Origin of the sequence: Allocatenococcus thiocycli (genome assembly GCF_921292965.1) — a bacterium.
GTDB classification, from domain to species: Bacteria; Pseudomonadota; Gammaproteobacteria; order Enterobacterales; family Vibrionaceae; genus Vibrio; species Vibrio natriegens.
On the sequence record NZ_CAKLCK010000001.1, the window covers coordinates 1 to 13,561 of the forward strand.

The 13,561-nt window shown below is 43.7% G+C and carries 10 protein-coding genes and 1 tRNA gene; 5 read left to right on the forward strand and 6 right to left on the reverse strand.

Going from position 1 to position 13,561, the window contains the following annotated elements:
- Positions 1-81: 81 nt before the first annotated feature.
- Positions 82-158, forward strand: a tRNA-Pro gene (locus tag L9Q40_RS00005).
- A 294-nt stretch (positions 159-452) separates the two neighbouring features.
- On the opposite strand, the gene L9Q40_RS00010 is transcribed toward L9Q40_RS00005, so the two are convergent.
- Positions 453-1,334, reverse strand: a complete 882-nt coding sequence (locus L9Q40_RS00010; protein ID WP_498791595.1) for a TraB/GumN family protein — start codon at positions 1,332-1,334, stop codon at positions 453-455.
- A 585-nt stretch (positions 1,335-1,919) separates the two neighbouring features.
- Between L9Q40_RS00010 and L9Q40_RS00015 the strand changes: the two genes are divergently transcribed.
- Positions 1,920-2,612: an oligogalacturonate-specific porin KdgM family protein gene (locus tag L9Q40_RS00015; RefSeq protein WP_014231077.1), complete on the forward strand. Its 693-nt coding sequence runs from the start codon at positions 1,920-1,922 to the stop codon at positions 2,610-2,612.
- Between the two features lie 72 nt (positions 2,613-2,684).
- Here L9Q40_RS00015 and L9Q40_RS00020 read toward each other — a convergent pair whose 3' ends face one another.
- Complete coding sequence (locus L9Q40_RS00020) at positions 2,685-3,134, reverse strand: DUF411 domain-containing protein (RefSeq protein ID WP_014231078.1); 450 nt, start codon at positions 3,132-3,134, stop codon at positions 2,685-2,687.
- A gap of 21 nt (positions 3,135-3,155) precedes the next feature.
- Positions 3,156-5,879 (reverse strand): heavy metal translocating P-type ATPase, encoded by a 2,724-nt coding sequence (locus L9Q40_RS00025; RefSeq protein ID WP_498791597.1) that lies wholly within the window; start codon positions 5,877-5,879, stop codon positions 3,156-3,158.
- A 230-nt stretch (positions 5,880-6,109) separates the two neighbouring features.
- Between L9Q40_RS00025 and gltX the strand changes: the two genes are divergently transcribed.
- From gltX to L9Q40_RS00040, 3 genes are all read left to right on the forward strand, one after another.
- Positions 6,110-7,537 (forward strand): glutamate--tRNA ligase, encoded by a 1,428-nt coding sequence (gene gltX / locus L9Q40_RS00030; protein WP_498791599.1) that lies wholly within the window; start codon positions 6,110-6,112, stop codon positions 7,535-7,537.
- Between the two features lie 245 nt (positions 7,538-7,782).
- Positions 7,783-9,021 (forward strand): ISL3 family transposase, encoded by a 1,239-nt coding sequence (locus L9Q40_RS00035; protein WP_498791601.1) that lies wholly within the window; start codon positions 7,783-7,785, stop codon positions 9,019-9,021.
- Between the two features lie 494 nt (positions 9,022-9,515).
- A complete protein-coding gene (locus L9Q40_RS00040; RefSeq protein ID WP_014231081.1) occupies positions 9,516-10,466 on the forward strand; it encodes an OmpA family protein in 951 nt (316 codons plus the stop codon).
- Positions 10,467-10,590: 124 nt separating this feature from the next.
- Here L9Q40_RS00040 and L9Q40_RS00045 read toward each other — a convergent pair whose 3' ends face one another.
- The 3 genes from L9Q40_RS00045 to L9Q40_RS00055 all read right to left on the reverse strand — a co-directional run bounded on the left by L9Q40_RS00045 (position 10,591) and on the right by L9Q40_RS00055 (position 13,490).
- Positions 10,591-11,097: a hypothetical protein gene (locus L9Q40_RS00045; RefSeq protein ID WP_014231082.1), complete on the reverse strand. Its 507-nt coding sequence runs from the start codon at positions 11,095-11,097 to the stop codon at positions 10,591-10,593.
- A gap of 373 nt (positions 11,098-11,470) precedes the next feature.
- Complete coding sequence (locus L9Q40_RS00050) at positions 11,471-12,835, reverse strand: TrkH family potassium uptake protein (RefSeq protein ID WP_498791604.1); 1,365 nt, start codon at positions 12,833-12,835, stop codon at positions 11,471-11,473.
- 1 nt (position 12,836) lies between these two features.
- Positions 12,837-13,490: a potassium channel family protein gene (locus L9Q40_RS00055; protein ID WP_498791606.1), complete on the reverse strand. Its 654-nt coding sequence runs from the start codon at positions 13,488-13,490 to the stop codon at positions 12,837-12,839.
- Positions 13,491-13,561: the final 71 nt, after the last annotated feature.

Genomic DNA, 13,561 nt, shown 5'->3' on the forward strand with positions numbered 1-13,561 from the left:
TTAGAAAAAGCACTTGCGTCTCGGATCAGAATCCGTAATATACCACCTCGTTGACGGGGGCAAGTCCTCAGTTAAACATCTCGGTGAATAGCGCAGCTTGGTAGCGCATCTGGTTTGGGACCAGAGGGTCGGGGGTTCGAATCCCTCTTCACCGACCACTTTCTAAAAAAAGGCTCTGTAGAAATACAGAGCCTTTTTTGCATTTTAAATGCGTGTTGGAGCATAGGGTCGTGGGCTGGAACGCCAGTCCGATCGAATCCTTCTTCACCGACCATATTAAGAAAGCCTGCTCTTGTAGCAGGCTTTCGTCGTTTTAGGGTTTATAAAATTTATACTGATGGATTCGAACCCAAGTGGAGTTCGCCTGAAGTTAGAACATGGCTCTTCACCGACCATATTAAAAGAAGCCGCAGCAGAAATGTTGCGGCTTTTTGCATTTAGCTTATCTGTATTTACATCTGTTGGATATTGCACTTCGCTTTGCGTGTATTACCAAGCGGTGTAATTTCAAAACCTCGCTCGGCCAGCAAATCAATTAGGTTATCTTTACCGACGAGATGCAGGCTACCAACCACAACGGTATAGCGGCCTTGCTTTTGAGGGAGTATGCTGCCGATGTCGAGCTTTTCTGCCCAGTCTTTATTACGTGCATACAAAAAGGCCTCATTGAACTCTTCTGTTGCTTTGTCAGTTAAAGAGGCTTCTTCCAACATGCTACCATCGCCACTTTTCCAGCTTTCAATCAGGCATTCGACGAGCTCTTCTCCTGCTTCATATTCATTGATGGATGACAGCAGCATTTCTTTACCTTCATCAGGCTGACCAGTAATTAAATCGATTTGAAACTGTACGGTTTCGAGTGAAATGACAGGAATGCCGTTTTTGTCGGCCAAGCCAATTAAGTGCATATCGACGCCTTCTGTTGAGACATACCCCAGTTTGTTCACTAAAGCGAGTTGGATGGTTAGAGCGGTATTCCATGGTGGGGCATTCAGCAGCTGAGTTTCTGGTAACTGCAAAACTTTTGCTATTTTGATCAGTTGTTGACGCTGCGTTTTGTTCAGTATCTTTTTGGTTCGCGTAGACACTGGCGGGTAAACAGCACCTTCATTACTTCTTACGTCCGCTTCAATGATCAGCCCCGAACTTTCGCTAAGGTGTTCCAGTAGGTTTTTAGGCAAGGGATACATGGTTTTATCCCCCACATGTACTGAGCCGATAATCATATATTCTGTCTCGCCTTTTTTGGCTAACCAATGTTGTGGTTCAGCGCTGGACGAAAAGGAAGTAAAAAGAACGAAAAACGATGATACAAAGGTCATTATGCGGAACATATTATTATCCTCGAACTGAATCCCGGATAACATTTTGTATCCAGCATCTTGAAAGCGCATCTGCACATCACTTTATACCGAAACTGGAGCAAGATGCCATATTGAGCATAGAACACGTTTTCAATAACTCGTGTGTATACGAGCCGCTTAATAGGGGGCAGATAGAATTGTCACGATAAACTCACCATTTTGCGACGTGCTATTTATTTTTATGCGTAAATTAAGTGTGATCGAAATCTAATTATTTCGCTCTGATAAAAAAGATTGGAGTGAAAGTTTAAATTAATAATGTGATCTTAATTGGTAAATCGTTCTGATTTATGTAGTTTGTTGTGATGTAGGTCGGATATGGATTTTTTGAAAGATTTTTCAGTCCAGTTGTAATTGACTGTATTTTATGGGTTTTATTTATTGTCTGGTTTCCCGTTTTGAACATGATCACCTTTTTAAAGGATTTATTTTTCATCGAAAATTAATTGTTTCAGTATTGCCTCCGCCCACTAAGGCAGATTCCAAATTTTGTTATGTAACGGAACCTACGAGTCTGGAACCATCACATAACGTGAATAAATAAAGGCAGTAATTATGAAATACATTTTTGCACTGAGTGCTCTTTCTCTCGCTTTCGCGTCTAGCGCATTTGCTGGTTCTTCTTACGTAACAGGTAACGTTCAATTTCACGATGATGGACGAATTCACGGCTCGGACGTGACTTCTACACTCGAAGCTGGTCATACTTTCGATAATTCATTTGGTGGCTTTACGGTTTACACTGAGTTTGATGGTATTCAACTTGGCAAACTAGAAAGTAAAAATGGTGGCGCAGGGAACATAACACCTTACATTACGGTAGGGGGTGAGCAGTCATTTAACATCACCGATCGTCTTTGGGTTGCAGCAGGTTACCAACACTTGTTCTCAGCGGGCGAAAACATTCAATACCGTCCACTGGTGAAAATTGGTTACAACTTCGATAACGGCATTTCTCTGAGCAACCGCACGCGTGCACACATTGATGCAACAGACGCAGATGCAGATACGGACTACCGCATGGATAACCGCATCGGTTACGTGATGAATGAAGATGTGACGCTAAGTTACAACAATGTATACATGATTGATGCCGATACAATGGACCACGAGTTCCGTGCGACATGGACTCGTAAAGGTGTTCAACCATACTTTGAACTTCGCTCTCAGGCTCATGGCGCAGAAAATGCGAATGGAGACAGCCTAGTGAACAACGCCTTTGTATTTGGTGCTTCTTACGGTTTCTAACGATTTCGTCTTAATTGTCCATTAAGTTGCTAAGAAAAAGCCCAGCATCTGTTTTAAGAGCTGGGCTTTATTTTATTTGTCGTTACCTTTGTGATGACTAAAGGCCGAAACTTGTCCTTGTTCATTAAAAGCGTAAACGGTGTAACTGTCCTTTTTATCGCCATACTCCATACCTGGGGAGCCTACAGGCATTCCAGGAACCGTCAGACCTTTCGCATTCTTCGGTGGGTTTTCCAAGAAGGCTTTAATATCGGCTGCTGGCACGTGTCCTTCAAACAGATAACCGTTTATTTCTGCCGTATGGCAAGAGTAGAGTTGTTGGTTTTTCATGCCTAATTCGCGTTTGATGGCATTCATATCATCATGCAGTTTTTCTTCGACCGTAAAGCCGTTCTCTTCCATGTGTTTTGTCCAGTCACCACAACAGCCACAATATGGCGACTTGTGGTTAATGACATCGGCTGCCAATACATTGGCGGATACGGTCGCAAGCATTGCAAAAGTTACAAGTTTCAATTTCATAATACCCTCAGAAAGAAGTCGTCATTTTACTGAAAACAGTCGTAGTCGGTTTGCATTACTAACGACAGTAATTGAAGACAGTGCCATCGCTGCTCCTGCAACTACGGGACTGAGTAAAAAGCCAAATGCTGGGTAAAGTACACCTGCCGCAACAGGTATACCCAACGAGTTATAAACAAAGGCACCAAACAAGTTTTGTTTCATGTTTTTAAGTGTAGCGCGCGACAACTCTATTGCGTGCACCACGGCCATTGGTGATGTGTTGAGAATCGTCATTTGCGCACTTTCTATCGCGACATCACTGCCACTTCCCATTGCAATACCAAGGTTGGCAAGCGCAAGAGCAGGCGCATCGTTAATGCCGTCTCCTACCATCGCCACAATATGGCCTTTAGATTGAAGTTGCTCTATGTGCTGGGCTTTTTCATCTGGTAACACTTGGGCAATCACTTCATCGATACCTAGCTCTTTACCGATTGCATCAGCAACGTGCTGGTTATCACCCGTCAACATTACGGTTTTGACTCCCTGAGCTTTCAAAGCTGAAAGTGCTTCTTTAGCGTCTGACTTGATTGGGTCAGAAATCGCAATCAGTCCGACTAACTCGTTATCCAGAGCCACAGCGACAGGCGTCCAAGCGTTTTTTGCACTCTCTTCTATCGCTTGTTTTAGGTTACTTGTGTCAATGTTCTCGGCTTGCATAAATTGCAAAGAACCGATCAGCAATGGTTTACCTTGGTAAGTCGCTAAGATGCCGCGTCCACGGACGTTTTCGAATTTGTCTAACGTGACTTCTCGGGCGTCTTGTTGTTTCGCAAAATCACACACGGCTTTGGCAAGTGGATGCTCAGACTGACGCTCTGCCGAATAGGCCATAGCAAGCAGTTCATCTTGACTGGTCGCGTGAGTGAACACTTGCTGCACCGATGGTTTTCCTTGTGTCAACGTACCGGTTTTATCGAAGACAACCGTATCGACTTTACTGGCTAACTGCAGTGCATCAGCGTCTTTAATTAAGATGCCCAACTCGGCGGCTTTGCCTACGCCAACTGTGACGGAAAGTGGTGTTGCCAAGCCAAGTGCACAAGGGCAGGCGATGATGAGTACGGTTGTTGTCACCACGAGCATGTAGCTGGCTTTAGGCTCTGGACCTACTGCAAACCAAACCAACGCAGCAAGTAAGGCAATACCAACCACGACAGGTACAAATACCGCTGAGATTTGGTCGGCTAATTTGGCGATGGCAGGTTTACTGCTTTGAGCGGTTCTAACCATACGAATGATGCGCGCAAGCATCGTATTTGCACCAATGCCAGTGGCTGCGATAACCAAGCTACCGTCGGTGTTTAGCGTACCAGCAGAGACTTCTGCATCCAGCCCTTTTAGCACCGGGACAGGCTCTCCGGTTAGCATTGACTCGTCTATATAGGATTCGCCTTCGCGTACGGTGCCATCTACTGGCACTTTCTCGCCGGGCTTAATTCTTAATTTCATACCAAGCGTTATTTGCTCAACGCTGATGGTCTGATCGCCTTTCTCTGTAATAGCCGTCGCTTGTTGTGGTTGCAAGTTAATTAAAGCTTGTAATGAGCGAGTCGTGTTGGCCTTGGCTTTGGCTTCTATATAGTGACCGAGAGAAATCAAACCAATGATCATTGCACTTGCTTCAAAATAGACGTGACGTGATGCGAGCGGGAACCAGTTTGGGAAAACCACTACGAGCATGGAGTAGAACCAAGCAGCACCTGTGCCCAATGCAACCAGTGTATCCATGGTTGCGCGTTTGTGAGTCGCCGCTAACCAAGCGTTGCTGAAGAAGTGGCGACCAGCAGTTGCCAGAAGCAGCAAACATAAAAGACCGACCGCACCCCAAATGAACTGATCACTGGTGTGGCGAATCATCATGTTACCGCCAGCCACACCCCACAGCATTAAGGGAGCACCCACCACTAAGCCAGCAATGGCATCAAATTTAAAGCGTTTTTGCTGTGCCAATTGCTGCTGCGCTTGCTTTTCTTGTTGTGTTGCGGCGTCTTGTAGGATTTCCGCTTGGTATCCTGCTTGTTTTACCGACTCTACAATCGCTTGGTGTAGGTCTTCAGAATCCTGAGTCGCGAACACTAAGGCACTTTGTTCAGCAAGATTTACCTGAGCTTTTTCTACACCTTCAACCTTAGTTAATGCTTTTTCGACTGAAGAAACGCAACTTGCGCAGGTCATTCCCTGGATTAGCATTTGCAGTTGAGTGCTGCTGGCTGGTGGAATGTCTTTCAGTGGGTTATTTGGTGCTTCGCTTTGTGCTGGTTGGGTTTCATCTTCAGGCTTGGCACTTTTAACTTCTGTACTTTCGGTGCCTGTGATGGCTTCTTTACTTGCGGTGTAGCCTAAGCTCGCGACAAGATCGATGACTTGCTGTTCAGAAAGAAGAGTTCGGATATTTAATTGCGTCGTCGAAGCTTCAAATGAGATAACGTCTGCATTTGACTCTAATAAAGTAGAGAGCTTTCTGACACAGCCGCCACAGCTTAATCCGGACAAGTTAAAGTCATAGGCGTGACCAGCCTGATAGCCTAAGGACTCAATAGAATCAACAATCTCGTTTAAAGAGGCATCGGTTTTGACTTCCACAGAGGTCGGGGACAAGTTGAGGATTTCAACACTATGGTTTGCATGTAAAGTTTTCTCAACTTTCCTTGCACAACCCATGCAGTTAAGCCCTGATAACGGTACTACAAACTGATTCATAACTTGTCCTCACTAATCGTAATATAGTGAGCTTAAACCTTACTGCAAGGGTAAGGTCAAGGTTTGTTATCAATGAAGTTAATTTCGTTGAACCCCGCATCGAGAGGTTATTTGGGTATATGAACACGGAAGGATTGTAGTATTGACTTACGATGGTAAAATGTCGCCACTTTTATCCTTGACAATACAACGAGAACCCTCTCGTTGAACATTAACCCTAAGGAACTCAAATGACGGTTAAAACTCGTTTTGCTCCTAGCCCAACTGGCTATCTACACGTTGGTGGTGCGCGTACGGCACTGTATTCTTGGCTATATGCTAAAAACCAAGGTGGTGAATTCGTTCTGCGTATCGAAGATACAGACCTTGAGCGTAACTCTAAAGAAGCGGTTGATGCGATTCTGGAAGGTATGGAATGGCTAGGTCTGGAGTGGGATGAAGGTCCTTACTACCAAACTCAACGTTTTGACCGTTACAACGAAATGGTTGATAAGCTGGTTGCTGAAGACAAAGCATACAAATGTTACGCATCTAAAGAGCTACTGGATGAGATTCGTGCAGAGCAAGAAGTGAACAAAGAAATGCCTCGCTACGATGCTAACCATCCTAAAATCAAAGCGGCAAACGATGCGGCGAAAGATGGTGATCCTTGCGTAATTCGTTTCCGCAACCCGAAAGAGGGTAGCGTTGTATTTGAAGACCAAATCCGTGGTCGTATCGAAATCCGTAACGAGCAGATGGATGACTTGATCATTCGCCGTACTGATGGTTCACCAACGTACAACTTCTGTGTTGTGGTTGATGACTGGGATATGGGCATCACACACGTTGTTCGTGGTGAGGATCACATCAACAACACACCTCGTCAGATCAACATTTACGAAGCACTAGGTGCACCAGTACCTACATTTGCTCACTGTGCAATGATTCTGGGTGACGACGGTGCGAAACTGTCTAAACGTCACGGCGCTGTATCGGTAATGCAGTACCGCGATATGGGTTACCTACCAGCTGCTCTAAACAACTATCTTGTTCGTCTGGGCTGGTCTCACGGTGACCAAGAAATCTTCACTCAAGAAGAAATGATTAATCTGTTTAGTCTGGACGCAGTATCTAAGTCAGCGTCCGCATTTAACACAGATAAGCTGCAGTGGTTAAACAACCACTACATCAAGAGCTCTGATCCAGAGTACGTTGCAGAGCACTTACAATGGCACCTAGACCAACAGAAGCTGGACGTGACAAACGGCCCTGCAATCACTGAAGTGATCAAATTGGTTGGTGAGCGTTGTAATACACTTGTTGAACTGGCTGAGCAGATTCGCTACTTCTACGAAGATTTCTCTGAGTTTGAAGCGGGTGCTGCGAAGAAACACCTACGTGGTGTAGCAAAAGAGCCTCTAGAGCTTGCACTTGCAAAAGCAGAAGCGTTAACTGAGTGGACAACTGAAAGCATCAAAGATGGTGTAATTACAGCTGTTTGCGAAGAGCTAGAAATCGGCATGGGTAAAATTGGTATGCCGCTACGTGTAGCAGTAACAGGCGGTGGTCAGTCTCCATCTGTTGACGCAGTTATGGCTCTAATTGGTCAAGAGCGTTGTATTGCTCGTATTAAAATGGCCTTAGCGTTTATTGCTGAACGTGAAGCTAATGCATAATTAAATTGCATAGATATTCAAAAAACCGCGGTAATTTCCGCGGTTTTTTTATGTCTAAAGAATGTAATAAAAGCGAAAGTAGTGAACAGATTTGACTGATGTACATGCTATGTCGGCGTGTTGATGTTTGTTTTATGATAATTTTTTGGGCTCTTCTCCGCTTTCATGAGTCAAACAACATCAATGAACCTATCATAATCACATGATTTATAATGCTTATTTTTATTATAAGTTTGTAGTGTATTTTGTCGTCTTTGTATTCCTCGTTGTTTTGCTTTAAAGGTCAGTGTGTCGAATCTTGTTCAATAGAAGAAGTGTCCCAATCAGTTTTCGTTCGTTGCCGTCGAGACCGAAGATATAAGGTCAAAGATCCAATCACAGGTGCAACCTGCACCGTAGACCACTATGTCAAAAGACGACTTCAGGATCTGCCTGTTAGCGGACGGCCATGCACGATAGAAGTTGAACTGGCTAAAACCAGAGATAAAGACGGAAGACGGCTAATTGAAGATACTGACTATGTCTCTAAAGGAGGTCGCTATACCGCTCGCTTTTGCAAGTTTATCAGTGGATTATGCCGCCACATGAGCATACATGCCGTGTCTCAGCATTTAGGTATTCGGTGGGAAACAGTCAAAAACATCGATAGAGAATACTTGCGTTCAAGCCTGCCAGCTTTAGAACCCGAGAAACTAAAGAACTTACTCCACATTGGCGTTGATGAAGTAGCTAGAGCTAAACGACACGATTATATGACCGTCGTTTACGACCTTGTTTCTGGTCATTTAATTTGGGTAGAACATGGACGAAAAGCAGAAGTCCTTATCTCATTTTTCGAGCAACTATCAGAGGAAACAAAGGCTGGAATTAAAGCGGTATCAATGGATATGGGGCAAGCTTACCAATCAGCGGTAAGAAAAATGTTACCTCATGCAGACATCGTTTTTGACCGATTCCATGTGATGCAAAACTACTGCATTTTAATCAGAAAAGAGAGAGCGAAAGCTTTTAGGATTGGCTCGCACGATGAGAAAAGGATGCTTAAAGGCACACTCTTCCTCCTACTGAAAAATGCACAGAAATTGGATGACAAGCAGTCTGACAGACTCGACGATTTACTTGAGAGTAACAAGACGTTGTGCGTGATTTATATGCTAAAAGAGCAGCTACAAGCGATATGGGATGAGCCTTGTTACGAGACCATGACAGCCGCTCTTGAAGCTTGGTGCCGTCTAGCAAAGTCAACTCGGATAATGTCACTAAGCAGCTTTGCAGACTCAATATTAGAAAGAAAAGTAGGTATCTGTAACTACGCAAAATACAAGCTGACCAACGCTCGGGTTGAGGCTGGCAATGTATCTATAGGGTTACTCAGACGAAGAGCCAGAGGAGTAAGAGATACAGATTATTTTAAGTTGAAGATCAGACAAACATCGGTTCCTGATACCCACTCAACTTTTTACCCAAATATCAAGCTCACCTAAGCGGAGAAGAACCATTTTTTGTAATTAAAGATCGTGATTTTTAGTGCTTATTCAATGGCTGATTTTCAAACTATCCCTCTGATTAATATCTACTATCTATAAAGTTCCCCAAGTAGCATCTCAATAGTGAGACAAATATCTGCATTAGTTACTTTGTTGTGACTTTTAACGCAAACGTTTGCGTCGTTGTCACGATAGGCTTTTGGTGCTCTATGTCACATAATGTTTGCGGTTTTGATGACACTAAATTGACAGTTTTGGGATTTTTCTCGAGATTTCTTAGCGTTATAGTTCATCTCGTCAGTGGGACCCAAATAGCGGTCCCGAATACTGTACAGGAATGATACCCGAGCAACTTTTGATAAATAATTTGCATGCATATGCACGAAGTTAGCTTCGGTAATACGCTCAAGGAATGAATCAAATTGGAATACAACGTCAGTCGGCGACGCATTTCGTGATCTAATAAAAGTAATTCTTAATAGGAATCAATAATGAAAAAACTAGCAGCGGTAATTTCAGCATCTTTACTTATGGCATCAGCGGCTCAAGCCGAAGTTTATGTTGGCGGTAAAATGGGTAAATCTTGGTTGGAAGATGCTTGTGTAGCAGGTCAATCTTGCGATAAAGATGACTCGACTCTTGGTGCTTTTGTTGGTTACGAATTCAATGATTACATTGCCGTTGAAGCAGGTTTTGACAATGTTGGTGATTTTGATAACACCTCTTTCGGTGGTCACGTAGAAGCTATCACCCTTGCGCCTAAATTCAGCTTACCAATCACTGAAGACATCGCACTTTACGGTAAAGTGGGTGGCGCTTACGTAATGTTCGATGGTAAAGACGATTACTCTTACCTTGGTGCGGCAGGTCTTGAGTTCAATCTAAGCCAAAATGTTACAGCTCGTGCGGAATACCAAACTATCACTGACATCAACAACGATGTAGTTCGCGCAACAGGCAATACAGCGACCCTAGGTGTTTCATTCAAGTTTGGTGGCAGCGAAGAGCCAGTTGTTGAAGAAGCGCCAATCGTTGAAGAAGTGGTTGTTGTAGAAGAGCCAGTCGTTGTAACGAAAACATTTGAAACTCAAACTATCGGTACGGGTGGCTTCGATCTAAACAGCACAACACTAAAACCTGAAAGCGCAGCAAAACTAGACAACTTGGTTGCTTTCCTAAACGAGCATCCACAAGCGAATGTTGAGGTGGTAGGCTACACAGATGCTTCTGGCGCAGCATCATACAACCAAAAAGTTTCTGAGAAACGCGCAGAATCTGTTGCTAACGCGCTAGTAGAAAAAGGCATTGATGCATCACGCATCCACGCTCGTGGTGAAGGTGAAAACAACCCTATCGCATCAAACGAAACGCGTGAAGGTCGTCAACAAAACCGTCGCGTAGAAGTGATTGTTCCTGAATTTGAATACCAAGTTCAGCAATAAGATACTATTTAAACAAATAGAGTCCTGAATTTAAATGCCCCAAAGCGTTAGCGCTTTGGGGCATTTTTATATCTATTGTCGATGCAAAAACCAGTAACAGCCTAAAATGACTTAGTACATTGGGTTATTTAAGATCGATACTGTTTAGGCGTCCCATGAACGTAAGTATTTCCAGATTTTCCTTGTGAGCTTCCAGCAGTGCTTTTTTGGTTTGCATGTATGCGGCAAGCTTGCCGTATTTACTGATTGAGCGCACAACCGTCTTGTACTTATATTCTCCGTGTTCGTTAAACTCTCGCCACTTGGCAATGTAACAAGTGTCTCGATTGTCTGGATTCTCTAGAGTTGGATTGGGTTTATGAACGATTTTCGGTTCAACACTGTGCGGTAATCTTGTCATCAGATAGGGATCTTTCAAAAGGCGCCGCCAAAACTTGCCCCACATCTGCTGTCCCAATTCATTTCTCAATTTAATGGCTTTCTTTAGTCCCTTCTCCTCTCCAATGCGCACGAACCCTACAGAGCGGTGAAGTACCGTATCCTCTGGGGTGTGGATGTGGATCTTAAAGGCTGTTTTGCCTTTGGATATAAAACGGTGTCCGGTATTTGTAATTAAATTGCTCTTAGACATAGCGCTAACTAATATTCTTATTAATAGCCAAAAAGGGTAAGCAAAACTCATCAATAATTAAAGTCATAAAATATAAAACTGTAAATAGCTGCGTTTAAAATTGATTTTGAGTGGTTGCAGAGTGTAGCCGATATAAAGGGAGAAGCAATCTGCTATTTGCGTATTCATTTCGGCTAAGGGCGGGTATCGAGAACCCCAAAAATTGGAAGGTAATGCTCATTGTTAGCACATACAGGGTGGAATTGATGGTTTGATGAGTAATGAAAAAGATGATGTCTGTGATATGGACCATCAGTTGATAGGGAATAGCAAAGAGCTGACACATGAAAGCCATTCCCCACGTTATGACTTTCATGTGTAAGAATCAATTTCCTTAACCTATGGCTAACTTGGTTTGCGCGTATCGCAATTTTTTTTGTCGCGGCCTCGCTAAAAAATACGCTAAAGTTAGTGGCCCTAATCTGCCCATATACATCATAAAAATAATTATAATTTCACCTGATGTAGAGAGGTCGCCAGTTAAGCCGCGAGACAATCCAACCGTACCCAACGCTGAAACGGCTTCAAAAACGACATCAACCATAGGTGCTTCTTCACTTAATAGCAACGCAAAGATGGCTAACCAAGTCACCATAAAAGAAATCATAGTGAGTGCGAGGGCTTTACGGATGGTGTCTTTATCTATTTCACGCTTAAAAACATAGACTTGGTGATCACGGCGTAGATAAGCGTAAGTGGAAAGAATCAACACCATAAACGTTACTACCTTGATACCGCTTGCTGTACTCAGTGATCCACCGCCAATAAACATGAGGATAAGAATAATCGCGGTGGTCGCTTCTTCAAGTTGATCAATCGCGAGTGTGTTGAAGCCTGCCGTCCTTGGGGTTACCGCTTGAAACCATGAGGCTAACCATTTCCCCGATTCGCCGAATGACGCTAATGTATTCGGGTTATCACGCTCAATCAGGTAAATTGCAATGACGGCAATACCATTAATGAGTACGGTGCCTAAAATCATCATGCGGCTATAAACCGTCAATTTTGACCATCGGCGGTTACGTTTTAAGTCCATCCATACTGAAAAGCCCAAACCTCCAATAATAAAGAGCCCAGTAATAGTCAGGTTGACGATAGTGTCGTTAACATAAGGCATTAAGCTATCGGCACTCAGTGCAAAACCAGCATTGTTAAACGCACTGATGGTGTAGAAAAAACCGTGGAACAAGCTGGTTTGCCAACCCAGCTCATCACTCCAATGCCAAGTCAGTATAGCCATACCGAACAGTTCGATGACCAGAGCAAACAAAATCACGGATTTTGCGGTTGCGATTAATGTTGAAGAGTCGGTTTGATTAAATGCTTCTCGAGCTACAGTGCGCTCTAAAAAACCGATTTTCCCACCCAGAGCGAGCAGGGTTACAATCGCGAAGGTCATTAACCCAAGTCCACCGCATTGGATGAGCATAGCAATCACTATCTGGCCAAACAGTGTGAACTGTGTACCAGTATCGACCACAACCAGTCCTGTAACCGTAATTGCAGATGTTGCAGTAAATAAACTCTGCACCCAACTGATGGGCTCGTTTGTGGCTATAGGTAATTTGAGCAATGCTGAACCAAGTAAGATTAGAAACAGAAAGCTGCCACTTAAAATCAACGGTGGCGCTCCGACTAATTTTTTTCCTGACTTTGGTTTACGCTCAATCGGTGTAATAGAAGGGTGCCATAATTCCATTTTACACCAACCTTGGGGCGAGGTATTTCAGTTCAGATCTAGTGCCACTGAGCAAAATGATGTCATTTGTCTTCAAAACAAAATCATGATTTATCTGGCTCACAACATCTTGATCTCGTTTGATGAGAACTGTTTTTATACTGGATTTAGTGTCACCAAGCATTTGTGCAATGGAAGTGCCTTGTAGTGAAGCTCGAATATGGATTTCAACCAAATACAAACCATGCCCCAGTGGCAGATAGTTGTTGACCATAGGGTAGTTGAGGGCTTGGGCAACCCGTACTCCCATTTCTTCTTCGGGGTGGATAATTCGTTGGACGCCAAGCTTAGACACAATCGTGTGGTGAGCTTTGGTACTGGCCTTTACCCAAATCTCTTTCACACCCAAATTTTTTAACGCTAAGGTGCAAAGTAAACTCGATTGCATGTCTGCACCTATCGCGACTAATACTGCTTCACTATTACCCAAATCTAACTCACGTAACGTACTTTCATCGGTGGAATCGCAAATAATCGCCTGGGTTAACTCCTCTACATATTTTTCGACAGTTTTAGGATCGCGATCCACGCCTGTAACTGTATGCCCAAGGTGAATGAGTTCTAGGCTGGCTGCAATGCCAAAACGTCCTAGTCCAATGACGGTAAAATGTGCCATGACAGTACCTTTATTGTCTTCCATAAAGTCAGGCAATAACGCGGTGAAATACTTCAGCCAATATCATTGCC

What these genes read in the sequence shown, in the direction of transcription:
- L9Q40_RS00010 (WP_498791595.1), bottom strand. Translation starts at nt 1,334, where the DNA reads ATGTTCCGCATAATGACCTTTGTATCATCGTTTTTCGTTCTTTTTACT.
- L9Q40_RS00015 (WP_014231077.1), top strand. Translation starts at nt 1,920, where the DNA reads ATGAAATACATTTTTGCACTGAGTGCTCTTTCTCTCGCTTTCGCGTCT.
- L9Q40_RS00020 (WP_014231078.1), bottom strand. Translation starts at nt 3,134, where the DNA reads ATGAAATTGAAACTTGTAACTTTTGCAATGCTTGCGACCGTATCCGCC.
- L9Q40_RS00025 (WP_498791597.1), bottom strand. Translation starts at nt 5,879, where the DNA reads ATGAATCAGTTTGTAGTACCGTTATCAGGGCTTAACTGCATGGGTTGT.
- gltX (WP_498791599.1), top strand. Translation starts at nt 6,110, where the DNA reads ATGACGGTTAAAACTCGTTTTGCTCCTAGCCCAACTGGCTATCTACAC.
- L9Q40_RS00040 (WP_014231081.1), top strand. Translation starts at nt 9,516, where the DNA reads ATGAAAAAACTAGCAGCGGTAATTTCAGCATCTTTACTTATGGCATCA.
- L9Q40_RS00045 (WP_014231082.1), bottom strand. Translation starts at nt 11,097, where the DNA reads ATGTCTAAGAGCAATTTAATTACAAATACCGGACACCGTTTTATATCC.
- L9Q40_RS00050 (WP_498791604.1), bottom strand. Translation starts at nt 12,835, where the DNA reads ATGGAATTATGGCACCCTTCTATTACACCGATTGAGCGTAAACCAAAG.
- L9Q40_RS00055 (WP_498791606.1), bottom strand. Translation starts at nt 13,490, where the DNA reads ATGGCACATTTTACCGTCATTGGACTAGGACGTTTTGGCATTGCAGCC.